This is a genomic window from Flavobacterium sp. (assembly GCF_044377315.1).
Lineage (GTDB): Bacteria > Bacteroidota > Bacteroidia > Flavobacteriales > Flavobacteriaceae > Flavobacterium.
Map to the genome: position 1 here is coordinate 24741 of NZ_JBILJG010000022.1, position 26032 is coordinate 50772.

A 26032-nucleotide genomic window follows, 5' to 3' on the forward strand; every position below is an offset into this window, starting at 1 on the left:
GTTCTAAATTCTAAATTCTAAATTCTAAATTTATAATGTATTAATGTTGTTTAAATCAGCAAATGCTTGTTCCAATCTTGTGTTGAAAGTAACTTCGCCTTCACGAACCCATTTTCTTGGGTCGTAGTGTTTTTTGTTTGGTGAATCTGCACCTTCTGGACTTCCGATTTGTGTTCTTAAATAATCAATTTTAGAAACCATATAATCACGAATTCCTTCTGTAAAGGCAAATTGTAAATCGGTATCAATGTTCATTTTGATAACGCCATAAGAGATAGCTTCTCTAATTTCTTCAAGAGTAGATCCAGAACCACCGTGGAAAACAAAATCTACAGGGTTTGTAACTGTGTTAAATTTATTTTGAACGTATTCTTGAGAATTTCTTAAAATTTTTGGGGTTAATTTTACGTTTCCTGGTTTGTAAACTCCGTGAACATTTCCAAAAGACGCTGCGATAGTAAATCTTGGACTTACTTTCATCAATTCTTCATAAGCATAAGATACTTCTTCAGGTTGTGTATATAATTTTGAACTATCAACGTCAGAATTATCAACACCATCTTCTTCGCCACCAGTTATTCCAAGTTCTATTTCTAATGTCATTCCCATTTTGCTCATTCTTTCTAAATAAACTTTGCAAATTTCGATATTTTCTTCAATCGGTTCTTCAGATAAATCTATCATGTGAGAAGAGAACAATGGTTTACCCGTTTCAGCGAAATGTTTTTCAGAAGCATCTAACAAACCATCTATCCAAGGTAATAATTTTTTGGCACAATGATCGGTATGCAAGATAACAGTTGCTCCGTATGCTTCGGCAAGTGTGTGTATATGTTTTGCGCCCGCAATACCACCAGCAATAGCCGATTTTTCACCGGTATTAGAAAGACCTTTTCCAGCATTAAACTGAGCGCCACCATTAGAAAATTGAATGATAACCGGTGCGTTTAATTTGGCAGCTGTTTCTAAAACACCATTAATGGTGCTTGAACCTGTTACATTTACGGCTGGTAAAGCAAATCCTTTTTCTTTTGCATAAGCAAAAATTGCTTGAACTTCATCTCCAGTTGCAACTCCAGGTTTGATATTATGTGACATTATATTGTTTTTTTTAAGTTAAGCCCACAAAAATAATAATTTCTAAAATTAGAATGGGTAATTTATTCCAATATTTAATACTGATTTTGAAAAATTCAATTCTCTAAACCATTTTTCACTTTCCAGTTTTGCCGGATTATAAGTTTTAAACCCTAAATCTACCCTGAAAACAAAATAATTGAAATCATATCTAAGCCCCAAGCCGGTTCCTAATGCAAAATCTTGCATCGATTTTATCCCATTAAAAGTATAAATTTCATCTTTTACATTATCAAACACATTCCAAATATTTCCTGCATCGGCAAATAAAGCAGCATTCAGTTGACTAAAAATGTTAAAACGAAATTCTGCACTAAATGTCATTTTTAAATTAGCTTCGTTAAAATCAAAAAAACCACCACTTTTTCCAGGTCCAAGACTATAGGGTTGCCAAGCTCTAATATCATTGGCGCCACCAGCAAAATAACTTCGAGAAAAAGGAACACTATTTGAATTTCCATAAGGGACGGCAATTCCAATAAAACTCCTAAATGCAAATACCTTTTTTAAACTTAAATCCCAATGTTTAATATATTCCAATTCTGTTTTGAAATATTGCGAATATTCAACGTCTAAAAACGTGTTACTTCCATCTTGACTTTCTAATTTTTTGGATGCATTTGCAAGTAGGGATAAAAAATTTCCTGCTGATTCAAATTTGGTTTTAAAGACATGAAAGGTTTCATCTTTTAAATCTTTTTTTGTGGTTTGCGAAAATTGATAGCTAGTAGCAAAAATCAAATTGTTTTCAGTAAGTCTATTTGCTCTTTCTAAAACACTTACAACAGATTTAAAATCTTCAGAAGTTATTTGAGATGGGAGGTTATTGGTTTTTACATCATTTAAAAATCCTGTAATTCCATCTTCAATAATTAATTGTCCATTTGGGTTAAAATAACTAGTATTTGCTTGGTATTTTGTGGCTAAGTTATTAAGTGTGTTATAGGATGATTGATATATATTAAAATAATTTTCAACATTCAAATTATTAACAAACTGAATGTTAAATAGTTCAAATTGGGCTGTTGTATTTGCTCTTGGAGTCCAATTGAAAGCAAATGTCGAAGAAAAACTTTCTTTATCTAGACCAATGTTTTCCTGTTTTGATAAACCAACCGAAAAAGTTGTGGATGGAATCATTCGTTTAGGAATAATTTTCTCAGTATTGAAAAACATTAGAATTCTTGGAAAATGTAATTTGGTATCAAGTCCATATTCCAAAACATTGAAAAAAACATTATTTGGATTGGCAGATTCTTTTGAAGAACCAATGTTATAGCGTAAAGAAGCTTCAAATGTTTCGGCACCATTAAAGACATTTCTAATCAATAATGATGGTGAAAAAGTAATACCTGGTCTTTGAATATTTGAAACAGATGCATCTAGATTGGTTGCAAAATTATATTTCTTTTTTGGGGTTAAATAAATAGTAGCAATTAGCGACCTGCCTAAAGAATCTCTTGGGTCAATTTGATAGTTTATTGTTGGATAATTAAATATTTTAAGATTATTCAGATAGCGAGAAGTTAAGTTAGTTCGAGTATCAGAAAAATAACCTTCTTTGTTTATGAAAATGGCGTCTGTTATAGCTTTTGGGCGGTATCTTAATTTTTTGAAACTATATAAATTGAATTTTTTATAAGTTATACTATCTGTAAATTTTGAGTTTTTATTAGCTGAAGAATAATCGGTTACAATGTTTACATCACTAATTTTGTATATTTTGAAAGGTTCGGTTTTGGTTGAGTCATTTACTCTATAAGAATAATCGCCAATTTTCATTTCCACATTTGCTTTCTTGCTTGAAACCAATGTGTCTATATCAAAATTTATATAGTTTTGTTGAAAAAGATAAGCGCCATTATTTCTATAATAAGTGGTCAATCTTCCTCTTTCATTTTCAAAATCTTCGGTAAGATATTGTTTATTGGTTTTTAAGTTGGACTGGTTTTTAGTGACTTGATACAATGAATCTAAAACCGGTGATTTTATTGTAGTTTTAATACTATCAACCATGAAAGCCTGACCAGTTGTAATAGTATAATTTATTTTCCCTTTTTTTAAACGAATACTATCAATAGAAAAAATTGTTTTAGTATTAAAAAAACCTTTGTTGTAATAATATGCATTTAATCTTTTGGTTGATTTGCTTGCACTCAAACTGTCAATAATAACTGGTGGTTCACCTGTTTTTTTAAGAAACTCATGAATGCCTGCATACCAAAAAGATTTACCTAATCTGTGAACTTGTTTTTCAGATAACCACTTTGATAATCTTCTGTATTTATCTGGATTATCTATATGTTTTGTTCTAAATGTTGAATCGTGATGAATGTTGGCAAGGTTGTATAAATTTAATCGAAGACGATAACCAAGAATAGATGTATTAGGTTTTTGAACCAATAAATTTGTCAATTCTTCACTGCTTTCTTTCTTCCCGTTTATTAAAATTTCGTTTTTAGCAAGGAACCTTTTACCAACAGGAACTTTCCTAGTCGAATTACAAGCGACAAATACTACTACAATTAGAATAAATAATGATATTTTTGTAAAATGATTTTTCAAGGGTATTCTTTAATTTAATTCAAAAGTACATTATTTCTATGGTTAGTAAAAACCAAATAAAGTTAATATCGAGTTTACAGCAAAAAAAACAACGACAAGTTCACAAATTGTTTTTTGCTGAAGGTATAAAAGTAGTTCAAGAACTCCTATTTTCCAATTTTGAATTAGAACATTTATTTACTACAGAAATTATTTTTGCTGAAATCCCTTCTTCAAAACAAACTTTAATTACAGATATTGAATTGAAAAAAATTAGTGCCTTGAGTACGCCCAATACTTGTTTAGCACTTTTTAAAATTCCTGAAACCAAAAAAGTGCAAGAAAAAGGATTGCTGCTAGCTCTTGATGATATTAGAGATCCGGGAAATTTAGGGACAATTTTGAGATTATGTGATTGGTTTGGTATTGAACAATTAGTTTGCTCTAAAGAAACAGTTGACTTGTATAATCCTAAAGTTGTTATGGCAACGATGGGTTCAATAGCAAGAGTTGATGTGACTTATTTAGATTTGAATGAATTAATTAAAAACACAAAATTACCGGTTTTTGGAACTTTTATGGATGGTAAAAATATTTACAAAGAGCAACTTCCAAAAGAAGGAATTATTGTGATGGGAAATGAGGCCAATGGTATTTCAAAAGATATAGAAAACAGTATCAAAAACAGACTTGCAATACCAAGATTTGGAGATTTGCAACAAACTGAAAGTCTAAATGTTGCAACTGCAACCGCAATAATACTAAGCGAATTTAAGCGTTGATTATTGAAAAGTAAAGTTGATAAAAACAGCTCTTGATCTCATTGCTTCAACATTTCCTGTCCACGGACTTTCGGGATTATTATCTCTAATTAATTCGTCTTTAAGTCCAAAAACACCTCTTATTGATGGAGAAAATTTAAAGTAAGGGGTGTAAAAATCTATACCAAATCCCAATTCATAATTGTTGGTCCATTTTAACATTCTAAAACGTTTCTCTTCATTGTCATCTTTTGATTGTGAATTACTCGCAAGATTCAAATCGGTTGAAACGCCACCTACTAAATAGGGTTTTATATTTCCTGTTCGTTTGGATGAAATTTTCAGCAACAATGGAAGATGGATATATGTTGAATTTACTTCTCTTCTTTTGTCAAGCGGTTTTGTTAATTCAGGATTGGCATAATTCAAAAGGCGTTGTGTATAATACAAACCGGGTTCAAAACGCAAATTGAAATGTTCATGAAGACGAAGATCACCAACTAGCCCAACATTAAAACCAGTAGTTTTATCAACCAAAATATCTGGCGTATCTTCTTTGTAATCAAACTTAAAATCATACGAATTAAAACCAAGGAAATAACCCCAAGTTAAACGCGATTTATCCCAATTCTCTAGATTGATAATTGGGTCTTTAGCAAACATTCTGTTTTTGAATTGTGCCTGAATATGCAATACAGAAGTTAGTAATATAAGTGCAAAAATATTTTTCATTTTATTTTTTTGTAGCTGAATAAATAGTGGCAACACCAAATGTTTGTGGTATTGCTACTACATCTATAAACCCAATTTTTTTCAAAATATTGTTTAAAGCTTCTCCAAAAGGAAAAACAGACGCCGATTCTGATAAATAACCATAAGCAACATTGTCTTTCGAGAAAAGTTTGCCAATAATAGGTAAAATATTTTTGGTATAAAAGGTATAACCTTGTTTATAAGGTGTTTTGGTTGGATTTGAAGTTTCCAGAATCACAAAAATGCCATTTGGTTTTAAAACACGGTAGATTTCTGCCAAACCTTTATCAAGTGTTTCAAAGTTTCTAATGCCAAAAGCAACCGTAATAGCATCAAAAGAATTGTCATTAAAAGGAAGATTTTCAGAATCTCCAACAACCATTTCTATTTTGTTAGATAATTTTTTTGCCGCTATTTTCGTTTTTCCAACTTCTAACATTCCAACAGATAAGTCTAAGCCAACAATTTTTTCGGCATTGGTTTCCGACATCAAAATGGCTAAATCGCCCGTTCCAGTGGCAATATCAAGAATAGTTTTTGGGTTTTTTGCAGTAACTAATTTTAAAACCTTTTTTCTCCATTTAATATCTATTCCAAAAGAAATTATACGGTTCAGTCCGTCATAATTTCCAGAAATGGTGTCAAACATTTGAGTAACTTGTTCTTTTTTTCCAAGTTCAGAATTTTTATAAGGCTTTACCGTTTGTGACATTTCAAAAAAATTTATGCAAATGTAATTTAGATTTTTTGATAAATCGATTTTTGACTACAGTTTTTAGCTTTTTCTAACAAAAGTTTGAAAAGTAAAATCATATAAATGTTTTTCATCTTTTGCATGAAATTCTTCAAAATTCAATTCCCATTTATTCAAATCGATTTCAGGAAAAAAAGTATCAGCTTCAAAAGAGTTGTGAACACGAGTAAGTTCAATAACATCGGCTAATTCGATTGATTGTTTGTAAATTTCGGCGCCGCCAATAATATAAGTAGCTTCGTCTTTTGGTACAATTTTTAAAGCATCCAGAATTGAATTTACAACAATACAATTGTCATACGGACTATTTTTTAAATAATCTTTTTGACGCGTTATAATGACATGCGTTCTGTTGAGTAACGGTTTTGGAAAACTTTCAAATGTTTTTCTGCCCAAAATAATATGATGTCCAGTCGTAAGTTGTTTGAATCTTTTGAAATCATCTGGTAAATGCCATATCAACCGATTCTCTTTGCCAAGTTCATCATTTTTGCCCACAGCAGCTATTAATAGTATCATTTAGGATTTTTTATGGTCAAGATCAGAGTCAATATTTTTATGAAGTTGCTCTATTCTTCTTTTTTGTTGTTCAATTAGTTTGTCAATTTGTGTTCGTTCCCAATTTTTATTCATAAAACTATCGGTTATAAATACTTTTATAAAATGAAGTACAAAAAAGAAAACCCATAATGTTATAACCCAAAGATACCATTCCTTAGGTTCGCCAAAATGCAAAAGTTTATTAAAAATAAATAGTAAAAGACTACCTAAACTGAGAAGCACAAAGTGAAAATACAATCTCTTTTTTTGACGTATTCTTCTTCTTGCATATTCATATTGTTCATGTTGCGAAGTTTCCATTAGCTGTTTATTTGACCATAAAGATATGATTTATTTTAATATTTTCATAATTCATATTTTGGTTTTTTAAAGTAATTAAACGTTTTTACGAATTTTGAATGCTCAATTTTCTCTTTTAACACCAATTATTTAAAAATCAATAAAGCAATTTTTTGTAGTTCTTCTAGTTCGTACTTGCGATTTTTTTGTGTGTTGCTATTTGTTTATTTTTTCGTATAATTTTTAAAATGAAACAGTTATGCAAATTAAAAAGCAATTAATAAGAAAAAATAAAACCAGTTTGTAAAGTAACTTTTCCTGTTGTAGGTAAGAAGCAAAAGTGACATCAGTAGTAGGAGATTTTAATAATTGGAATCCAAAAGAAGGCGAGTTTTGACAACTAAAAAATGGAACTTTTAAAGGTGTTTTTGAATTAACAAAAGATACTTCTTATGAAATTATATGACTTAGTTGATAGGAATTTTGCAAACGACCTAAAAGGTGATTAATATAGATGGTATGATTTTTTAAAGTAAGAAAATTCTGTTTTAATTTTGTAAAAAAAATAATCATTTTATTAAAAGTAAATTATTTTTTTTTGATAAAAGTTATTAAATAAGCGTCAATTGTATTTCCATTTGTTGCAGGAAGCTGTTTGTGCAAAATTTTCACTAAAATATTTTTGGTGTAAAACCATTCTTTGGTATCACTACCTTCTTTAACTAAAGGTTTAGATTTGTAGTTTTTGATAAGTAATGCTTTTTTCCAATTTATGAATTCTTTTAGGTTAGTGGTGAAATAAGTTATAGTTTCTGCTTTATCATCGTCATTTCTCCAAATATAACAAAACTTGTTTCCTATGTCAGAATTATCTTTAGGTATATATTGATAAGTCAATTTTTTAGATGCATTATCAATAGAAAGCAACTCAAATTGGTTAATGAGCAAAGAGGCTTGAATATCAGTATAATATTTACCAGAAACTTTCTCTAATGTTTCAAAAGTAAGTACTTGACTATGTATATAGTTACTAGAAAATAATAATAGTAGTAATAGTTTTTTCATTAATTTGGGAAATAGATTCAAAACAATTTTTATCAAATATAAGCATTTTTTCTAAACTGCAACTATTCCTTTTATATGTGGATGAGGTTCATAGCCTTCTAGGGTAAAATCTTCAAATGTAAAATCAAAAATATTTTTTACGTTTGGATTCAATGTCATTTTTGGAAGTGGCTTCAGATCGCGCGATAGCTGTAACTCTAGTTGTTCAAAATGATTATTATATATGTGAGCATCGCCAAAAGTATGAATGAATTCGCCTGCTTGCAAACCACAAACTTGAGCAATCATCATAGTAAATAGAGCATACGAAGCAATGTTGAAAGGAACTCCCAAAAATATATCGGCACTTCTTTGATACAATTGACAAGACAATTTTCCGTCGGCTACATAAAATTGGAAGAAGGCATGACACGGTGGCAAAGCAGCTTTTCCGTTGGCAACATTTTCTGAAAATGATATAGAAGTATCTGGTAAAACAGAAGGATTCCAGGCAGAAACCAACATTCTTCTGCTGTTTGGATTGGTTTTTAGAGTATCGATTAATTCAGTTATTTGATCAATTTCTTCACTGTTCCAATTACGCCATTGGTGACCGTAAACGGGTCCTAAGTCGCCTTTTTCATCAGCCCATTCGTTCCAAATATTAACGCCATTTTCTTTTAGATAACCAATATTACTATCACCTTTTAAGAACCAAAGCAATTCGTAAATTATTGATTTTAGATGTAGTTTCTTAGTAGTAACCATTGGAAAGCCTTCAGCTAAGTCAAAACGCATTTGGTAGCCAAAAACACTTTTGGTTCCTGTTCCTGTGCGATCACCTTTTTGAGTTCCATTTTCTAAAACGTGCTTTACTAAATCGTGGTATTGTTTCATTGAAAAAGATTTAAGAGTTTAAATGTTTAAGAGTTTAAAGGTTAGGAGTAACTGGATACTATAAATTTAACTAAGATTCTCTTTTGGAAATCTCGTCTCTTATTTTGGCTGCTTTTTCATAATCTTCATCCTGAACTGCGCCTTCTAATAAATCGTGTAATTCTGTTAGGCTAAATTTTAAATATCCAGCATTCGTTTTGCCTTCATCGGTATCTAGTCCAAACGTTTCTGGTGTTGATAAAACACCTTCAGTTTCTATATTTTGTCCTTCTAACTCTGAAGGATTGGCATTTAAATAAATTCCTGCTTTATCTAAAATGTTTTTATAGGTAAAAATTGGTGCAGAGAAACGTAATGCTAATGCAATGGCATCGGATGTTCTAGCGTCAATAATTTCTTCAATTTTATCTCTTTCGCAAATAATACTTGAGTAGAAAACGCCGTCAACTAGTTTGTGAATGATAACTTGTTTTACCATAATATCAAAACGGTCTGCAAAGCTTTTGAACAAATCATGTGTTAGCGGACGTGGTGGTTTGATTTCTTTTTCTAATGCTATTGCGATAGATTGAGCCTCGAAAGCGCCAATTACTATTGGTAGTTTTCGTTCGCCGTCAACTTCGTTCAAAATTAAGGCATAAGCACCATTTTGTGTTTGACTATAAGAAATTCCTTTTATTGTTAGTTTTACTAAACTCATAATTAATTTTGTTTCTCGCAAAGACGCAAAGTCGCAAAGTTTTTGTTGATATATTTTCTTTTGAAAACTGATTTCTATTCAATGCAGTTTGTCGTTTAGCCCTGATAGTAGAGGAAATCCTTTCTTTTTTTATTTAAAAAAGAAAGATTGCAACGAATAGCAGGAATAAGGATTGCAAAGTAACAAAAAACTTTCGCTTCTTAAAATAAAAAAAGTAAGCTACCCAAAAATTAATTCGGATAGCTTATGGGAATTTTGTTTCGTTTTATTTTTATTCCAATTTTGTAAATTACTTTTTTTAGAACTTTACTTTCTAGTTGTTTGCTTTAAATTCTTTAAGTTTTGCTGTCAATCTTGGTAAAATTTCCAGAGCATCACCAACAATTCCGTAGTCAGCTACTTTGAAAAATGGCGCTTCAGCATCTGTATTGATAACCACTTTTACTTTAGAAGAGTTGATTCCAGCAATGTGTTGAATGGCACCCGAAATTCCAACAGCAATGTATAAATTACTTGCCACTGGTTTTCCTGTTTGACCAACGTGTTCACTGTGAGGACGCCATCCAATATCAGAAACTGGTTTAGAACAAGCAGTCGCAGCACCAAGAACGGATGCTAATTCTTCTAGCATTCCCCAGTTTTCAGGACCTTTCAATCCACGTCCGCCAGATACTACAATATCAGCATCGGCGATGGTTACTTTTCCAGTTGTTTTTTCTACCGATTCTACTTTTATAGAAAAATCGGCATCGTTTAATGTAGGAGCAAAATCTTCTTCAGACAATGATGAAGATGTTTCAACTAAACCAAAAGAGTTTTTGCTGATAGATAACACTTTTACATCTGTTGAAATTTCTGTAACGTTGAATGCTTTGTTAGAAAAAGCAGTTCTTTTTACTTGAAATGGTGAAGTTGATATTGGTAATCCAACAACATTTGATGCAAAACCTGCTTCTAATCCAACAGATAGAAGAGGAGCAAGGTATAGACTATCTGTTGTTGATGAAAGTACTATTACTTTTGCGCCTTCTTTTTGCGCAGCTTGTTTTACAGCGTCGGCATAAGTTTTTGCATTAAAGTTACCTAACTTGTCGTTAGAAACTTTTAAAACTTTATCTACACCATATTTAGATAATTCGGAAACATTTCCTGCATTTATAGTTACTGCTGTTACAGTTGTGCCAAGAGATTCGGCAACTTTTTTTGCATAAGACGCTAATTCAAAAGCAACCTTTTTGAATTTACCATCTTGTGATTCTGCATATAGTAATATTGACATTTTTTTTAGTTTAAGAGTTTAAAAAAGTTTAAAAGTTTAGTTCTGATAATGAACACTGTAAACTGAACACTAAATTACTTTTGCTTCGTTATGTAATGCGCTAACTAATCCGTCTAAATCATCTGATGCAAATAATTTTACTGCCGATTTTGGAGCGGGTTTTTCAAATTTCACAGCTTTAGTGTTGGTGTTTGCGGTAACTGGTTCAAGTACAGTTAAAACTTTAGTTCTTGCTGTCATAATTCCTCTCATATTTGGAATACGTAGGTCTTTTTCTTCAACCAATCCTTTTTGTCCACCTACAATTAATGGTAACGATGCCAAAACAATTTCTTTTCCACCATCAATTTCTCTTCCTACTTTAGCAGAACTTCCATCAACAGTCATTTCAACAGCTGAATTTACAAAGTTATACCCCAATAAACCTGCCAACATACCTGGAACCATTCCGCCATTATAATCTAATGATTCTTTTCCGCAGATTACTAAATCATAACCGCCAGATTTTACAACTTCTGCTAATTGTTTTGCAACGAAGAATCCATCGGTTGGAGTTGCGTTTACACGAATGGCTTCGTTCGCGCCAATAGCTAATGCTTTTCTTAAAGTTGGTTCTGTATCTGGTCCACCAACATTAACAACAGTTACATTAGCGGCTTGTTGTTCTTGAAACCAAATGGCTCTCGTTAATCCAAATTCATCATTTGGATTGATAACATACTGAACTCCATTAGTATCGAATTCAGAATCGCCATTAATGAAGTTAATTTTTGAAGTAGTATCAGGTACATGACTGATGCAAACTAATATTTTCATTATATTTTATAATTTAATTTTTCTGAGTGTAAAAGTATAAAATATATTTCTATTATTTGTATGCGCGCATAATATTTATTTTGCTAATATATCGATTTCGAACTAATTTTGATTATACATGATTAATCTCTTTTGCTAAAAAGTATTTATGTTTACACTTTAACAAAAAAATATGAGTTCACTAAATTATTTATTTGTTTTTTCTTTGATGATAATAAACCGCAAAATAATCAGTTCTTTAACCAATTTAAAATGTCAATAGATCCAAATAATAGTAGGTATTCTGATTCTCACATTCAGGCTTTGTTGCGCACTATTTGCTTCATCAGGCTTATAACCTAATAATACTTTGCATTATAATATTCAACTTTCAAATGGACAAATATTTGATTTTGTTTATTCAGAAGGTTTTGAATACTTTATAAATAACTATTGATAAAATAGGTAAACTGATAAAGGTTACAACGTTTTCGTTAAAAACAAAACATAAAATCTGAGGAATAAAATACATTTATCATTTTTAATTTTTACTTTTGCTCTCCAAAATAGATACAAAGTAATTTATATATGAGAACTATACAATTTAGAGAAGCGATTGCCGAAGCAATGAGTGAAGAAATGCGTCGCGACGAATCGGTATATTTAATGGGTGAAGAAGTAGCCGAGTACAACGGCGCTTACAAAGCATCAAAAGGAATGTTAGATGAGTTCGGGCCAAAAAGAGTTATTGATACCCCTATTGCTGAATTAGGTTTTGCAGGAATAGCAGTTGGTTCAGCTATGAATGGTTGCCGTCCTATTGTAGAATATATGACATTTAACTTTTCTTTAGTTGGAATTGACCAAATTATTAATAACGCTGCCAAAATGCGTCAAATGTCTGCTGGACAATTTCCAATGCCAATGGTTTTTCGTGGACCAACAGCTTCAGCTGGGCAATTAGGAGCAACACACTCGCAAGCATTCGAAAACTGGTTTGCTAATACACCAGGATTAAAAGTAGTAGTTCCGTCAACCGTTTATGATGCTAAAGGTTTGTTAAAAGCAGCAATTCGAGATAATGATCCAGTTATTTTCATGGAATCAGAACAAATGTATGGTGATAAAGGCGAAGTGCCAGATGGAGAATACATAATCCCATTAGGCGTTGCCGATATAAAAAGAGAAGGTACAGATGTAACAATTGTTTCTTTTGGAAAAATAATTAAAGAGGCTTTTATAGCTGCTGATGAATTAGCTAAAGACGGTATTTCTTGCGAAATTATAGATTTAAGAACCGTTCGCCCATTAGATTATGATGCGATTATCAATTCTGTAAAGAAAACAAATCGTTTGGTGGTTCTTGAAGAAGCTTGGCCTTTTGCAAGTGTAGCTTCTGAAATTACTTATATGGTTCAAGATAAAGCATTTGATTTTCTTGATGCTCCTGTTCAAAGAATTACAACAGCCGACACACCAGCACCTTATTCACCAACTTTATTGAAAGAATGGTTGCCAAATGCTACTGATGTTGTTAAAGCTGTAAAAAAAGTAATGTACAAATAATATAAACTAGTATATTTGAGGCTTCATCAGAGAAAATTTGATGAAGCCTTTTTTTATAAATAATTATGACAAAAAAAATACTTCTTAGCCTTGTATTATTAAGTTTATTTTTAAATGTTGCTTTTGCTCAAACCAAAGTTAGTGGTTATGTTATAGATAATACAAACCAACCTGTTCCGTATGCGAATGTTATTTTTAAAAATTCTAAAATTGGAGTAGTTACAGATGAAAACGGAAAATTTTATATAGAATCTGACCAAACGTTTACTGCAATTATTGTTTCCTTTATAGGTTACCAAAACAAAGAAGTACCATTGCCTAAGGCGGTAAATTATAATTTTAAAGTGACTTTAAGTGATGGTGAGGCCTTAAAAGAAGTGGTTATTTTTGCTGGAAAAACTTCTAAAAAGAACAATCCTGCTTTAGATATTTTGCGCAAAATTTGGGAGCGAAAAAGAAAAAACGGACTCAGAATGTTCAATCAATATCAGTATGATAAATACGAAAAAATTGAATTTGACATGAACAGAATCGATAGTGCTTTTATGAAAAATAAACTTTTTAAAGGTGTTGAATTTATTTTTAATAAAGTTGATACCTCTAGAGTTACTGGTAAAACGTATTTACCGATTTTCATAAATGAATCTTTATACGAAGTAAATGGTGATAATTTATTAGGTAAAACCAAAGAAATCATAAAAGCAAATAAAAACTCTGGATTGAGCAATGGCGATGGAGTGAACACATTTATAAGTGATTTATATTCTCAATATGATATTTATAATAATCACCTAAATTTTTTCGATAAAAGTTTTACAAGTCCATTATCTAAAACAGGAATTGATGTTTATAATTATATTTTAAGAGACAGTGCGTTTATAGATAAAAAGTGGTGTTATAACATTGTTTTTTATCCAAGAAGAAAAAATGAGTTGACTTTTAAAGGAGATTTCTGGGTAAATGACACCACTTTTGCTATCAAGACTATCAATATGGAAGTTTCTAAAAGCGCCAACATTAACTGGGTTAAAGAAATTTATATTGAGCAAGAATTTGATGTTCTAAACGATTCTGTTTTCTTGCTTAAACGTGATTATATGATGTCTGATTTTGCTTTGAATAAAAAAGAAAAGTCAAAAGGTATTTATGGTAAACGCACAACCTTATTTGATAATCACAAATTCAATATCGAAAAACCTGAAAAGTTCTATAAAGAAGAAGTCAATTTTATAGACAATGAAGTATTTACTAAATCTGATGAATTTTGGGAAGAAAATCGTTTTGAAAAATTAAACAAAGATGAAATTGGTATATACAAAATGCTTGACACGCTCAAAACCGTCAAAAAGTTTAAGCAGATGTATAATCTAGTTTCTATTTTAGGAAGTGGTTATATTCAGAAAGGAAATTTTGATTTTGGCCCTATTTTTTCAATATTTGGATACAACGATGTAGAGCAAATTCGACTAAGAGTTGGCGGAAGGACTTATTTTGGACCTAATGATAAATGGCGTTTGCAAGGTTACACCGCCTATGGTTTTGGCGATAACAAGGTCAAATACGGAATGTCGGGTAAATGGATGATAGACAAGAAAAAACGTGTCATTATTTCTGGAGGAAACCGTAGAGATGTAGAGCAAATAGGAGCAAGTTTAACTACTACAAATGATGTTTTAGGAAGAAGTTTTGCTTCGTCAAGTCTTTTTGCATCCGGAAATAACGGCAAACTTACCAACATCAATTTGACCAATATAGCTATCGAAATGGAACCCTCTAAAAACTTTGTTATTGGGACAGGTTTCTCATACAGAACGCTCGAGTCTGCCTCTAATGTTTTTAGTCTAAATTACTTTACCGATGCCGCCAAAACGGCAACAAAATCACAAGTGAAACAATCAGAAGTTAACCTGCAAGTAGAATATACACCTAAGAAAAAAAATGTAGGATACGGAGTCGAAAGGCTCGCTGTTGACAGTCCGTATAGTCAACTTTTTCTTAATTTTAGCCAAGGAGTAAAAGGGGTATTCAATAGCGATTTCGATTATACTAAAGTGCAATTATTTTTAAAGCAACCAATAATTATTGGACCATTGGGAAGAACAAATATTACGCTAGAAGCAGGAAAAACATTTGGTACAATTCCACTCGGATTAATGAGTATTATTCCAGGTAACCAATCGTATTTTCAAATCGAAAACACCTTTGCCAATCTAAATTTTTACGAGTTCATTTCCGACGAATACACGACCTTACAATGGGAACACAATTTTCAAGGAAGATTATTTTCTAGAATTCCATTTATGAAAAAACTTAATTGGAGAGAAATTGTTGGCGTTCGAGGCGCATACGGAAACATATCACAAGCAAATAGAGATATCAATGCTACGGGGCAAGTTTACCTAGCACCAACAACACCCTACTGGGAATACAGCGCTGGAATAGGAAATATTTTCAAAGTTTTCCGAATCGATTGTTCATGGCGAGGCAATTACAAAGACGTTCCCGAAGCTAATAATTTCACAGTAAAAGGTTCTTTCGGGTTTTATTTCTAGAAGCTGTTTCCTGCTGTACATTACAAGTCCTCACTACAAAAAGTGTTTTTCTAAACCTTAAAAAGAGCTTCCGTTGGTCGCTTTTTTAAGCCAAGAAAAACTACTTTTTCTAGCTCCGGGCTTTTCATTGCCATCAGGGCTATAACACGACTTTGCTATGCAACAAGCAATCGATTTTCTATCACAAAAAGATGCGACTATTCAGTTTGTCTTCGATAATTTTGGACATTCAATCATCCAAAAACGCGAAGAAGGATTCGCTTCCATGTGTCATATTATTTTAGAACAACAAGTTTCTATTGCATCAGCTTTTGCCTGTTACAAAAAAAATAAAAGATTATTTTGGTGAAATCACGCCAACAATACTTTACAATTGCAAAGACGAAGAATTAAGAAATTGCGGCGTTTCACGTCAAAAAACTGTTTACCTAAAAGATTTAGCGACCAAAGTAATAGCTAAAGAAATTCAATTTGAAACTTTTTCATCCAAATCCGAACAACAAATCCGCTCTGAGCTAATTACTATAAAAGGATTAGGCAATTGGTCAATAGAAGTTTACCTAATGTTTTGTTTGCAATCACCAGATATTGTTCCACTTGGCGATATTGCCATCAAAAACACCTTAAAAGAATTATACAACTGCCAAACCCAAGAAGAAATGGAAAAACTTTCAAACAATTGGAAACCATATAGAAGATTTGCTTCATTTACTATTTGGCATTATTATCTCAAAAAAAGGAATAAAATTTAAAAATTAAAATTTGGAAAACATAGTGAAGAAAGTTAAAAAAAGCAAGTAGATAAGAGCGTTTTCTAACTTCCAACTTCTAACTTCCAACTTCTAGCTTTAAGTAAACTATATAAATTTAGCACAATTGTTTTTTATTAAATCGGGTAAGTTGCAATAGTTCTTAAAATTTTGTTATTTTTGCACCCGATAAAATTTATAACAAAAATTATATTTATGGAATCAATGATGATTTATGTGCCAATAGTAATGGCATTAATAGGATTAGCTTTTATGGCAATCAAAAGATCTTGGGTATTAAAACAAGATGCTGGTGATGGAAAGATGAAAGAAATTTCAGATTACATCTACGAAGGTGCATTAGCTTTCCTTAAAGCAGAATACCGTTTATTAGCTGTATTCGTTCTTATTGCGAGTGTGGTTTTAGCAGGTATTACTTTCTTGCCTGGAGTTAAAACGCACTTATTAATTGTTATCGCGTTTATTTTCGGAGCTTTCTTTTCGGCTTTAGCTGGAAACATGGGTATGAAAATAGCAACTAAAACTAACGTAAGAACAACGCAAGCTGCTCGTACTAGTTTGCCACAAGCATTAAAAGTTTCTTTTGGTGGTGGTACTGTAATGGGACTTGGAGTTGCCGGTTTAGCAGTTTTAGGTTTAACAGGATTCTTTATTATATTGTTTAGATATTTCATGCCTGGTGGTGTTTGGACAAATACCGAAGACATGACAGTAGTTCTTGAAACGCTTGCTGGTTTCTCTCTTGGAGCTGAATCTATCGCATTGTTTGCTCGTGTTGGTGGTGGTATTTATACTAAAGCTGCTGACGTTGGTGCTGACTTAGTAGGTAAAGTTGAAGCGGGTATTCCAGAAGATGATCCAAGAAACCCTGCTACAATTGCAGATAACGTTGGAGATAACGTTGGTGACGTTGCTGGTATGGGTGCCGATTTATTTGGTTCTTATGTAGCTACAGTTCTTGCTGCAATGGTTTTAGGTAACTATGTAATTAAAGATATGGGTGGTAAAATTGAAGACGCTTTTGGTGGAATCGGTCCAATTTTATTACCAATGGCAATCGCTGGTTTCGGAATTTTATTCTCAATCATCGGTACAATGTTAGTAAAAATCTCTAGCGATGACGCTAAAGAAGCTCAAGTTCAAAAAGCATTAAACATCGGAAACTGGGTTTCTATTGCATTAACAGCTGTAGCTTGTTATTTTTTAATTGACATGATGTTGCCAGATACTATGAAAATGACATTCTTTGGTGAAGGATTACAAGATATTTCTTCAATGAGAGTTTTCTATGCTTCATTAATCGGATTATTTGTTGGTGGTGCTATTTCATCAGTAACAGAATATTATACAGGTTTAGGTACAAAACCAGTTTTGGCAATTGTACAAAAATCTTCAACTGGTGCTGGAACTAACGTAATCGCTGGTTTAGCTACTGGTATGATTTCTACTTTCCCAACAGTATTATTGTTTGCTGGAGCAATCTGGTCAACTTATGCTTTAGCTGGTTTCTACGGTGTGGCTCTTGCTGCTTCTGCAATGATGGCTACAACTGCAATGCAATTAGCAATCGATGCTTTCGGGCCAATTTCTGATAACGCTGGTGGTATCGCTGAAATGAGCGAATTACCAAAAGAAGTTCGTACAAGAACAGATATTTTAGATTCAGTTGGTAACACAACTGCTGCAACTGGAAAAGGTTTCGCAATCGCTTCTGCTGCTTTAACATCGTTAGCTTTATTTGCTGCTTATGTAACTTTTACAGGAATTGATGGTATCAATATCTTCAAAGCTCCGGTATTAGCAATGTTATTTGTTGGAGGTATGATTCCTGTAGTTTTCTCTGCTTTGGCAATGAATTCTGTTGGAAAAGCTGCAATGGATATGGTGTATGAAGTGCGTCGTCAGTTCAAAGAAATTCCAGGAATTATGGAAGGAACTGGTAAACCAGAATATGGTAAATGTGTTGAAATTTCTACAAAAGCTGCTTTACGTGAAATGATGTTGCCAGGAGTTATGACTATTGGTTTCCCAATTGCAATTGTGTTATTAGGTAAATTAGTTTACGGAGATAACAACCAATTAATCGCTGAAATGTTAGGTGGATATATGGCTGGAGTTACTGTTTCAGGTGTGCTTTGGGCTGTATTCCAAAACAATGCTGGTGGTGCTTGGGATAATGCTAAAAAATCATTCGAAGCTGGTGTTGAAATCAACGGAGAAATGACTTTTAAAGGTTCTGATGCTCACAAAGCTGCTGTAACTGGTGATACTGTTGGAGATCCATTCAAAGATACTTCTGGTCCATCTATGAATATTTTAATTAAATTAACTTGTTTAATTGGTTTGGTAATCGCTCCAATTTTAGGAAGTGGACATTCAGATGATGCAAAAGCTTCTTGTTGTGAAGGTGAAAAAACTGAAATGACTTGTGATTCTGAAATGGGCAAATGCGATATGAGCAAATGTGCTACAATGACCAAAGATGAATGTGCAGCAATGTGCGACAAAAATGGTTGTTCACCAGAGCAAAAAGAAAAATGTATGGCTTTGTACGATGAAAACGGAAAATTCAAAGAAGAAGTTAAACAAGAAGTTTCTACAAAAGTAGTGATGGAAAATAATGACGGGAAAGTTAAAGCTACCGTTACTAAATCAGTAAATGGCGTTTCAACTTCTGAAGTTATTGAAGGTACAGAAGCTGAAGTAAAAGCTAAAGTTGATGCTTTGAAATAATAGCAGTTACTACTTAATAGTAAAAAAGGATGTTTGATTTTTCAAACATCCTTTTTTTATTTTTATATAGTAAATCAAGCTTACTATTTGTTACGATAAAAGTATTTTTTTACAAAACGAATGGATTAGCTCTGAAGTATAAAAATTAAATTGATTTGTTATGAATCATTATTTTCACAAAAATGATAACCTAACTAGCCCTGATGCAAGGGAAAAACCTCGTCTCGTTCTTAAAAACGAGACTAGCTTTGGAAAGGCAGCAGCAATTACCATCACTGAAAAAGCCCGAGCCTTTCGCTACTAATTTCTAAAACAACCCGTTTAATTCGGCATCTATTCTATTAATAATGTTTCCTAAATGTTCAGGATTATTTACAAAATCAATATTATCTACATCAATAATCAACAATTTTCCTTTGTCGTATGTTTGAATCCAAGCTTCGTAACGTTCATTTAATCTGCTTAAATAATCTATAGAAATCGAATTTTCATACTCACGACCACGATTGTGTATTTGTTTTACCAAGTTAGGTATGGAACTGCGAAGATAAATCAGCAAATCGGGAGCTTCTACCAAACTTTCCATCAACTCAAAAAGTGATTTGTAGTTTTCAAAATCACGATTGGTCATTAATCCCATTGCGTGCAAGTTGGGTGCAAAAATGTGGGCATCTTCATAAATCGTTCTGTCTTGAATGATTTTTTTTCCGCTTTCACGAATTTGCAACACCTGACGAAAACGACTGTTTAAGAAATAAATCTGAAGATTAAAACTCCAACGTTCCATTTGATGGTAAAAATCGTCAAGATATGGGTTGTCAACTACGTCTTCAAAATGGGGCTCCCATTTGAAATGTTTTGCTAAAAATCGAGTTAAGGTTGTTTTTCCAGCGCCAATGTTTCCTGCTACAGCTATATGCATTATGGTAATGTAATTTTATAATTGGTAATTCCTTTGTTGGTAAAAATAGTTAAAATTTGTTCGTTGTAATAAAACTTTTTAAATGATTTCTCAACAATTTCTATTTTATAAAGTTGATTGGTCTTTTTGTTTTTAAAAAAAATTGAATTTTCTTTAGAGTAAAGTAAGTTAGAACTGTCTAAAATTTGAATTTCATCAAATGAATCTATTTTTTCTTTGAATGAAATTTCTCCAAAAATGTTGCATGAATACCAGTTGTTTTGACTGTCAATCCATTGAAATGAGTTAAAATCGGTATGGTAATAAGTAAAGTTTTGACTTACTGGAATCCCAATATTTTTTAATTTTTGAATTCTAAAATCATACAAACAAATCTGTTGGTCATTGGCATTATAAACCCAAATTTTATTTTGCCCAGAAAGTCCGATGGCTTTCGCTAAAACTGATTTTCCATCGGCAATTGCTGTATTTGAAAAATCAACTTTTTGAATTTCATTTAGTTGGTTGTCAAGAAGTACGATTGTGTTGAAATTTTCATAAAAAACAACAACCTTCAACGAATTTATAATATCTACTTTTTTAATTTTTCCTAACGAAATATTTTGATATTGTATAGTCAAAGTTGGCGTTTTCTTATAAAGTACATTTTCATTTTCATAAAAATAATTACCATAGCTATCAGTACCAATAAAATTTTGAGTTACAAATTCTATTGAATTAATTTTAGTGGCAATTATTTTTTGATTTTGTCCAAAAAAAAGTGTGTTCCAACACAATATCAATAAGAAAAATAAGTTTTTCATGAGAGCTAATGTACAAAAAATTTGTTAAAAAAAACGTTGGTTAATTTTAAGATAACGTTTAGTGTTTTTTACAATCAAGTTATATTTGATAAACAATACTATTTTTAACCCGTTGGTTATAATTATTTAAAGCAAAATAAACAGATTAGATAGTATGCCATAAGAGGCGTTCAAATTTGCTATGAAGAGTTCGAAACTGCTACGTCTAAAGGATTTTGTGCTTGAAGGAGATAGGGGTTGTTTAGCTGAATTAATTCAGTTGGATTTATTTCAAACGGTAAATATCAAATTGGAATCTCCAAAAAGAGCTAATCAAAAAGATTATTGGCCAAAATCTTACTATCTTTTGAAAATCAAGAAAAAGAATTGAAATATTATTTTTACAACTATGCTAAAACTTTAATGCAAGAATAGTAGCAAAAATCATAGCATTAACTATGGTTCAATATAGTAATAAATTTACCTGTAATAGATCGATAAATACTGTTAAAAACCAATTAATTTAATAATAACCAGTGGGTTACATTACCATACAGCTTTATTATAAAAATAGAGAAAAAGTATTAGAGTTAAATAAAAATTCAGAATACGGTGAAGAATATAAAATTACTCTTTATAAAATGAAATGGGAGTTGATGTTTGGTTGGAGTTTAGATAAAAAAATAGCCTATTAATTTATAGATTAACAGGCTATTCATTTATTATAAAGTTTTGTTACAAACTAAAAGCAGCTTTAACTTTATCTACAAAATCTAATTTTTCCCATGTAAATAGTTCAACCGTAACTGTTTTTTCATTTCCGCCTGGAGCAGAAAAAGTTTTGGTAACGGTTTCTGGAGTTCTTCCCATGTGTCCGTATGCAGCTGTTTCACTATAAATTGGGTTTCTCAATTTTAAACGTTGCTCAATAAAGTAAGGCCTCATATCAAAAATTGACTCGACAACTTTACTAATTTCTCCGTCAGTCATACTCACTTTTGAAGTTCCGTAAGTGTTAACATTAATAGAAGTTGGTTTAGCAACACCAATCGCATAAGAAACCTGAACTAAAACTTCATCACATAATCCAGCAGCAACCAAGTTTTTAGCAATATGACGTGTCGCATAAGCAGCACTTCTGTCAACTTTACTTGGGTCTTTTCCAGAAAATGCGCCACCACCGTGAGCTCCTTTTCCGCCGTAAGTGTCAACAATAATTTTTCTTCCAGTTAATCCAGTATCTCCGTGAGGTCCACCAATTACAAATTTCCCAGTTGGGTTAATATGATACGTGATTTGGTCGTTAAAAAAGTGAGCATATTGAGGATATTTAGCTTTGATTCTTGGAATCAAAATTGTAATTAAATCACTTTTAATTTTAGCCAACATTTCAGCTTCTGCAGCAAAATCATCATGTTGAGTTGAAATTACAATAGCATCAATTCTAACAGGTTTGTTATCGTCAGAATATTCTAAAGTTACTTGCGATTTAGCATCTGGACGAAGGTATTTTATTTCGTTATTTTCTCTTCTTAAATTGGCTAATTCAATTAACAAAGCGTGCGATAAATCCAATGCTAATGGCATGTAGTTATCAGTTTCGTTTGTTGCATAGCCAAACATCATTCCTTGGTCTCCAGCACCTTGCTCTTCTTTACTTGCTCTATCAACACCTTGATTGATGTCGGCAGATTGTTCGTGAATGGCAGAAAGAACACCACATGAGTTCGCTTCAAACATGTATTCGCTTTTAGTATAACCAATTTTTCTGATAACATCTCTTGCAATTTGTTGAACATCAAGATACGTGTTAGATTTAACTTCTCCAGCCAAAATTACTTGACCTGTAGTAACCAATGTTTCACAAGCTACTTTTGAATCGGCATCAAAAGCCAAAAAATTATCAATTAATGCATCACTAATTTGATCAGCTACTTTGTCTGGATGTCCTTCACTTACTGACTCCGACGTAAATAAATAAGCCATAATATAATTTTATTAAAATTAATTTTTAGGAGAAAAAAATCGCAAGAAAAATACTAAAGGAGAGTTTCTGCTTTAGCATTTTTTTACGAGGTTGCAATCAGTTCAAATTTTTCCTCTTTTTTCAGGTGCAAATGTATGAAATCAGTTTTAATTTAAAAAAAATAATTTTTTTTTGTTTTTTTGTTGCATTTAGAAAACTGAAATAAATATTCAAGATTTGTCAAAAGGGATTTTTATCGTTTCTATTGAATTTTTAAATGGAGAAATTGAAACACAAAGGTTCGTAAAAAATTAAAAAAAACACAATAAAATTAAACTGTGAACCAAAATTAATTTTGGTTCACAGTTTTTTTGTAAGTTTGAAAACTAAAAATATAAAATATTCGTTTATGAAAAAACTATTACCATCTTTGATGTTACTAATGCTTATAAGTAATTTAAATGCGCAAAATATTTACAACTATGGTTTTGATGGAACCACATCAACTATGATGGGTGCTGGATGGACTGTTATAAATCAAAGCGCTCCAACTTACGCAACTGCCAACAAATGGAATATTCCAACAAGTGTGCCAGTAAATTATTTTAGTGATGGTGGACAGGCTGGAGGAACATTTTCTTTTGCTACTGTAAATTTTCAAAGTACAGGAACATCTTCATCAGCCGGATCAGGAACTATTAGTAATTGGTTAATCTCGCCTTCAGTTAATGTTCAAAATGGTAATGTTGTTTCTTTTTACACTATAACAGGAAGAACTGCACCAATTAAAGCAGATAGATTACAATTAAGAATGAGTACAAACGGAGATTTTAGCACTGACCCAAGTCTAGGAGCAAATGATGTTGGTGATTATATTGATTTGTTAATAGACGTTAATCCAGATCAATCTGTTGTTGGTTATCCTAGCGTATGGACAAAATACAGTTATACAATAACAGGTTTGAGTGGAATTACTGAATGTAAATTTGCTTTTAGATATTTTGTAACTAGTGGTGGTCCAAGTGGGGCAAATTCTGATCAAATTGGTATTGATACTTTCTCAGTAGATACTGTTTTGTCGGTTGATGATTTTTTTCAATCTAATTTTATAGTTGGACCAAACCCAGCTACAGATGTTGTAAATATTAGCGCTAAAAATAGTAATACTATTAACACAGTAGAAATTACTGATATTAACGGTAGAATTGTTAAAAATGAAACTGTAAATGCAACAACTTCTCAAATTAATGTAGCAGATTTAAATTCAGGTGTTTATTTCTTGAAAGCTTCTTCTGAAAATGGAGTAGGAACTACAAAAATGGTAAAAAAATAAATTACATAATCTATTAAAATATTTTAATCCTGTTTACAATAGTAAGCAGGTTTTTTTTATGCCATAATAATGATTAAATTTTTAATTGTTAAAATATAATTTGTTTTAAAAAAAATTCTACATTTGTATTTAGAAACTATAAAAAAAAAATTATGAAAAAACTATTACTTTCAATTATCGCATTTGCAGGAATTAGTGCAAGTGCTCAAACTATTTTATTTGAAGACTCTTTCGAGTTTTATGATGATTTTGCAATAACAGATATAGGCGATTGGACAATGACAGACGTTGACCAACAAAATACTGGTAGTGTTGCTAATACTGTTTTTGCTAACAGCACTGAGAAAAGATCTTTTATGGTTTTTAATGCTACTACTACTGCGCCACCAATTACAACTGTAAATACTTCACAAGATTGGACAGCGAGAACTGGAGAAAAACATATGGTAGCCTTTTATACTTTTGCGAGTGTAGCGCCAGACGTACCTGCTCCACCATTGAACAACGATTGGATGATTTCGCCTCAAATTACTCTAGGAACTTCAAATGTTTTGAAATTTTGGGCAAAAGCATGTAATACAACATACATGGCTGAAAGATTTAGTGTTTGGATATCTACAACTGATACTAATATTGCAAGTTTTACTAAAATATCTCCGGGAGCTTTTACAACAACCACAAGTATAAACTGGGTTGAGCGTACCTATAATTTAGCAGCTACGTACAATAATTTACCAGTTTATATTGCAATTAGATGTCAATCCGCAGACCAATTTGGATTTGCTGTTGATGATTTTTCTGTAACTGGAACTGTTCTTGGTACCGATTCATTTTTCGCTTCTAATTATGCAGTTGGACCAAACCCAGCTTCAGATGTTGTAAATATTAGTGCAAAAAACAACAACACAATTAACACAGTTGAAATTACTGACATTAACGGTAGAGTTGTTAAAAATGTAACAGTAAATGCTGCAACTTCTCAAATCAATGTAGCTGACTTAAATTCAGGAGTTTATTTCTTGAAAGCTTCTTCTGAAAATGGAGTTGGAACTTCTAAAATTGTAAAAAAATAAACTATTTATTTTTTAATATAGTTAAACCTGTTTGCTTTTGTAAACAGGTTTTTTTTGTAAAAAAAAGCTATACTTTAAAAAATAGTAGTATTTTTGACATTATTTATAAATTTTAAAAAAAAAATATGAAAAAACTATTACTTCTTTCTATGGTTGCTTTAGGTTTTACATCTAATGCACAAGTTATTTATTCTAATGATTTTACCGTTGGAACCGGACTAACAATTATTGATGCAGACGGGGATACTAGCAACTGGGGTTTGTTTACAGGAGACGTTACAACCGCTTCATGGGGTTTGACAGGTAATTTTGCAGGTTCTCGCTCTTGGAATCCAGCAACAGCTACGCCTGCAGGTGCTTTAACGCCAAATAATTTCTTGCAAACTCCTCAAATACAGCTTCCACTAACATTTGATACTTTATCGCTTTCGTTTAAAGTAGGGTCTTCATGTCCAGCAACTGCAACTTACTATGCTGAACAAATTTCAATTTACCTTGCTCCAGCAAGCGCAACAACTGCAGCTGCAATTTCAGCATTAACTCCAGTTTTTAATTTAACATTAAACGAAGATTATCGTCGTATAGCAGTTCAAGAAACTGTTGATATATCTTCATACAATGGTCAAAATGTTAGAATAGTAATGAGACACCATAATTGTACGGATCAAGAATTAATGTTCTTTGACGATCTTAAAATTGAACAAACAGCTCTTGGTACCGATTCATTTTTCGCTTCTAATTATGCAGTTGGACCAAACCCAGCTTCAGATGTTGTAAATATTAGTGCAAAAAACAACAACACAATTAACACAGTTGAAATTACTGACATTA

At 31.8% G+C, this 26032-nt stretch carries 23 protein-coding genes and 1 pseudogene; 10 read left to right on the forward strand and 14 right to left on the reverse strand.

Annotated features, from left to right (window positions below):
* Nucleotides 1-30: 30 nt before the first annotated feature.
* Nucleotides 31-1098, reverse strand: a complete 1068-nt coding sequence (gene fbaA, locus ACIQ66_RS08215) for a class II fructose-bisphosphate aldolase (RefSeq protein WP_396212322.1) — start codon at nt 1096-1098, stop codon at nt 31-33.
* Between the two features lie 48 nt (nt 1099-1146).
* Nucleotides 1147-3702: a BamA/TamA family outer membrane protein gene (locus ACIQ66_RS08220; protein WP_396212323.1), complete on the reverse strand. Its 2556-nt coding sequence runs from the start codon at nt 3700-3702 to the stop codon at nt 1147-1149.
* A 38-nt stretch (nt 3703-3740) separates the two neighbouring features.
* Between ACIQ66_RS08220 and ACIQ66_RS08225 the strand changes: the two genes are divergently transcribed.
* Nucleotides 3741-4463, forward strand: a complete 723-nt coding sequence (locus ACIQ66_RS08225; RefSeq protein WP_396212324.1) for an RNA methyltransferase — start codon at nt 3741-3743, stop codon at nt 4461-4463.
* Here ACIQ66_RS08225 and ACIQ66_RS08230 read toward each other — a convergent pair whose 3' ends face one another.
* The 9 genes from ACIQ66_RS08230 to ACIQ66_RS08270 form a co-directional block, all read right to left on the reverse strand.
* A complete protein-coding gene (locus ACIQ66_RS08230) occupies nt 4464-5174 on the reverse strand; it encodes a porin family protein (RefSeq protein WP_396212325.1) in 711 nt (236 codons plus the stop codon).
* Between the two features lies 1 nt (nt 5175).
* Entirely contained in the window at nt 5176-5907 is a 732-nt protein-coding gene (ubiE, locus tag ACIQ66_RS08235; RefSeq protein ID WP_396212326.1) for a bifunctional demethylmenaquinone methyltransferase/2-methoxy-6-polyprenyl-1,4-benzoquinol methylase UbiE, read from the reverse strand.
* A gap of 63 nt (nt 5908-5970) precedes the next feature.
* The gene (locus ACIQ66_RS08240; RefSeq protein ID WP_396212327.1) at nt 5971-6468 is read right to left on the reverse strand and encodes a dihydrofolate reductase; all 498 of its coding nucleotides are present in this window, start codon (nt 6466-6468) and stop codon (nt 5971-5973) included.
* The gene (locus ACIQ66_RS08245) at nt 6469-6810 is read right to left on the reverse strand and encodes a 2TM domain-containing protein (RefSeq protein WP_396212328.1); all 342 of its coding nucleotides are present in this window, start codon (nt 6808-6810) and stop codon (nt 6469-6471) included. It lies immediately after the preceding gene.
* Between the two features lie 567 nt (nt 6811-7377).
* A complete protein-coding gene (locus ACIQ66_RS08250; RefSeq protein WP_396212329.1) occupies nt 7378-7854 on the reverse strand; it encodes a hypothetical protein in 477 nt (158 codons plus the stop codon).
* Nucleotides 7855-7905: 51 nt separating this feature from the next.
* Nucleotides 7906-8730 carry a thymidylate synthase gene (locus tag ACIQ66_RS08255; protein ID WP_396212330.1) on the reverse strand — a complete coding sequence of 275 codons (825 nt, stop codon included), beginning with the start codon at nt 8728-8730 and terminating at the stop codon, nt 7906-7908.
* A 70-nt stretch (nt 8731-8800) separates the two neighbouring features.
* Nucleotides 8801-9430, reverse strand: a complete 630-nt coding sequence (locus ACIQ66_RS08260; RefSeq protein WP_396212331.1) for a bifunctional nuclease domain-containing protein — start codon at nt 9428-9430, stop codon at nt 8801-8803.
* Nucleotides 9431-9743: 313 nt separating this feature from the next.
* Nucleotides 9744-10709, reverse strand: coding sequence for an electron transfer flavoprotein subunit alpha/FixB family protein (locus ACIQ66_RS08265; protein ID WP_396212332.1), 966 nt, complete (start codon nt 10707-10709; stop codon nt 9744-9746).
* A gap of 69 nt (nt 10710-10778) precedes the next feature.
* Nucleotides 10779-11525 carry an electron transfer flavoprotein subunit beta/FixA family protein gene (locus ACIQ66_RS08270; protein ID WP_396212333.1) on the reverse strand — a complete coding sequence of 249 codons (747 nt, stop codon included), beginning with the start codon at nt 11523-11525 and terminating at the stop codon, nt 10779-10781.
* Nucleotides 11526-12092: 567 nt separating this feature from the next.
* Between ACIQ66_RS08270 and ACIQ66_RS08275 the strand changes: the two genes are divergently transcribed.
* The 5 genes from ACIQ66_RS08275 (at nt 12093) to ACIQ66_RS08295 (ending at nt 19125) form a co-directional block, all read left to right on the forward strand.
* The gene (locus tag ACIQ66_RS08275; RefSeq protein WP_396212334.1) at nt 12093-13070 is read left to right on the forward strand and encodes a pyruvate dehydrogenase complex E1 component subunit beta; all 978 of its coding nucleotides are present in this window, start codon (nt 12093-12095) and stop codon (nt 13068-13070) included.
* A gap of 65 nt (nt 13071-13135) precedes the next feature.
* A complete protein-coding gene (locus ACIQ66_RS08280) occupies nt 13136-15622 on the forward strand; it encodes a DUF5686 family protein (RefSeq protein WP_396212335.1) in 2487 nt (828 codons plus the stop codon).
* A gap of 157 nt (nt 15623-15779) precedes the next feature.
* Nucleotides 15780-15971, forward strand: a complete 192-nt coding sequence (locus ACIQ66_RS08285) for a hypothetical protein (RefSeq protein ID WP_396212336.1) — start codon at nt 15780-15782, stop codon at nt 15969-15971.
* Nucleotides 15934-16374, forward strand: coding sequence for a DNA-3-methyladenine glycosylase family protein (locus tag ACIQ66_RS08290; protein WP_396212337.1), 441 nt, complete (start codon nt 15934-15936; stop codon nt 16372-16374). The genes ACIQ66_RS08285 and ACIQ66_RS08290 overlap by 38 nt, the downstream gene beginning before the upstream one ends.
* Before the next feature lie 213 nt (nt 16375-16587).
* Nucleotides 16588-19125, forward strand: a complete 2538-nt coding sequence (locus tag ACIQ66_RS08295; protein ID WP_396212338.1) for a sodium-translocating pyrophosphatase — start codon at nt 16588-16590, stop codon at nt 19123-19125.
* A gap of 307 nt (nt 19126-19432) precedes the next feature.
* Here the strand turns inward: ACIQ66_RS08295 and ACIQ66_RS08300 are convergent, their stop codons facing one another.
* Entirely contained in the window at nt 19433-20047 is a 615-nt protein-coding gene (locus tag ACIQ66_RS08300; RefSeq protein ID WP_396212339.1) for a deoxynucleoside kinase, read from the reverse strand.
* Nucleotides 20047-20850, reverse strand: a complete 804-nt coding sequence (locus ACIQ66_RS08305; RefSeq protein WP_396212340.1) for a hypothetical protein — start codon at nt 20848-20850, stop codon at nt 20047-20049. Before ACIQ66_RS08305 ends, ACIQ66_RS08300 begins: the two co-directional genes overlap by 1 nt.
* Nucleotides 20851-21052: 202 nt before the next feature.
* On the opposite strand from ACIQ66_RS08305, the pseudogene ACIQ66_RS08310 reads away from it, so the two are divergent.
* Nucleotides 21053-21356, forward strand: a pseudogene (locus ACIQ66_RS08310) (IS982 family transposase); the annotation flags it as partial.
* A gap of 208 nt (nt 21357-21564) precedes the next feature.
* On the opposite strand, the gene metK reads toward ACIQ66_RS08310, so the two are convergent.
* Entirely contained in the window at nt 21565-22815 is a 1251-nt protein-coding gene (metK, locus tag ACIQ66_RS08315; RefSeq protein WP_396212341.1) for a methionine adenosyltransferase, read from the reverse strand.
* 389 nt (nt 22816-23204) lie between these two features.
* Between metK and ACIQ66_RS08320 the strand changes: the two genes are divergently transcribed.
* From ACIQ66_RS08320 to ACIQ66_RS08330, 3 genes are all read left to right on the forward strand, one after another.
* A complete protein-coding gene (locus ACIQ66_RS08320) occupies nt 23205-24128 on the forward strand; it encodes a choice-of-anchor J domain-containing protein (protein WP_396212342.1) in 924 nt (307 codons plus the stop codon).
* 152 nt (nt 24129-24280) lie between these two features.
* Complete coding sequence (locus ACIQ66_RS08325; protein ID WP_396212343.1) at nt 24281-25201, forward strand: T9SS type A sorting domain-containing protein; 921 nt, start codon at nt 24281-24283, stop codon at nt 25199-25201.
* Between the two features lie 125 nt (nt 25202-25326).
* A partial coding sequence (locus tag ACIQ66_RS08330) for a choice-of-anchor J domain-containing protein (protein WP_396212344.1) occupies nt 25327-26032 on the forward strand: 706 nt, incomplete at its 3' end.

Bases quoted from the DNA above. Each gene is read 5' to 3' on its own strand.
- ACIQ66_RS08280 (WP_396212335.1), top strand. From the start codon at position 13,136: ATGACAAAAAAAATACTTCTTAGCCTTGTATTATTAAGTTTATTTTTA.
- ACIQ66_RS08295 (WP_396212338.1), top strand. From the start codon at position 16,588: ATGGAATCAATGATGATTTATGTGCCAATAGTAATGGCATTAATAGGA.
- ACIQ66_RS08325 (WP_396212343.1), top strand. From the start codon at position 24,281: ATGAAAAAACTATTACTTTCAATTATCGCATTTGCAGGAATTAGTGCA.
- fbaA (WP_396212322.1), bottom strand. From the start codon at position 1,098: ATGTCACATAATATCAAACCTGGAGTTGCAACTGGAGATGAAGTTCAA.
- ACIQ66_RS08320 (WP_396212342.1), top strand. From the start codon at position 23,205: ATGAAAAAACTATTACCATCTTTGATGTTACTAATGCTTATAAGTAAT.
- ACIQ66_RS08265 (WP_396212332.1), bottom strand. From the start codon at position 10,709: ATGTCAATATTACTATATGCAGAATCACAAGATGGTAAATTCAAAAAG.
- ACIQ66_RS08230 (WP_396212325.1), bottom strand. From the start codon at position 5,174: ATGAAAAATATTTTTGCACTTATATTACTAACTTCTGTATTGCATATT.
- ACIQ66_RS08300 (WP_396212339.1), bottom strand. From the start codon at position 20,047: ATGCATATAGCTGTAGCAGGAAACATTGGCGCTGGAAAAACAACCTTA.
- ACIQ66_RS08305 (WP_396212340.1), bottom strand. From the start codon at position 20,850: ATGAAAAACTTATTTTTCTTATTGATATTGTGTTGGAACACACTTTTT.
- ACIQ66_RS08250 (WP_396212329.1), bottom strand. From the start codon at position 7,854: ATGAAAAAACTATTACTACTATTATTATTTTCTAGTAACTATATACAT.
- ACIQ66_RS08285 (WP_396212336.1), top strand. From the start codon at position 15,780: ATGCAACAAGCAATCGATTTTCTATCACAAAAAGATGCGACTATTCAG.
- ACIQ66_RS08225 (WP_396212324.1), top strand. From the start codon at position 3,741: ATGGTTAGTAAAAACCAAATAAAGTTAATATCGAGTTTACAGCAAAAA.
- ACIQ66_RS08245 (WP_396212328.1), bottom strand. From the start codon at position 6,810: ATGGAAACTTCGCAACATGAACAATATGAATATGCAAGAAGAAGAATA.
- ubiE (WP_396212326.1), bottom strand. From the start codon at position 5,907: ATGTCACAAACGGTAAAGCCTTATAAAAATTCTGAACTTGGAAAAAAA.
- ACIQ66_RS08270 (WP_396212333.1), bottom strand. From the start codon at position 11,525: ATGAAAATATTAGTTTGCATCAGTCATGTACCTGATACTACTTCAAAA.
- metK (WP_396212341.1), bottom strand. From the start codon at position 22,815: ATGGCTTATTTATTTACGTCGGAGTCAGTAAGTGAAGGACATCCAGAC.
- ACIQ66_RS08255 (WP_396212330.1), bottom strand. From the start codon at position 8,730: ATGAAACAATACCACGATTTAGTAAAGCACGTTTTAGAAAATGGAACT.
- ACIQ66_RS08260 (WP_396212331.1), bottom strand. From the start codon at position 9,430: ATGAGTTTAGTAAAACTAACAATAAAAGGAATTTCTTATAGTCAAACA.
- ACIQ66_RS08275 (WP_396212334.1), top strand. From the start codon at position 12,093: ATGAGAACTATACAATTTAGAGAAGCGATTGCCGAAGCAATGAGTGAA.
- ACIQ66_RS08240 (WP_396212327.1), bottom strand. From the start codon at position 6,468: ATGATACTATTAATAGCTGCTGTGGGCAAAAATGATGAACTTGGCAAA.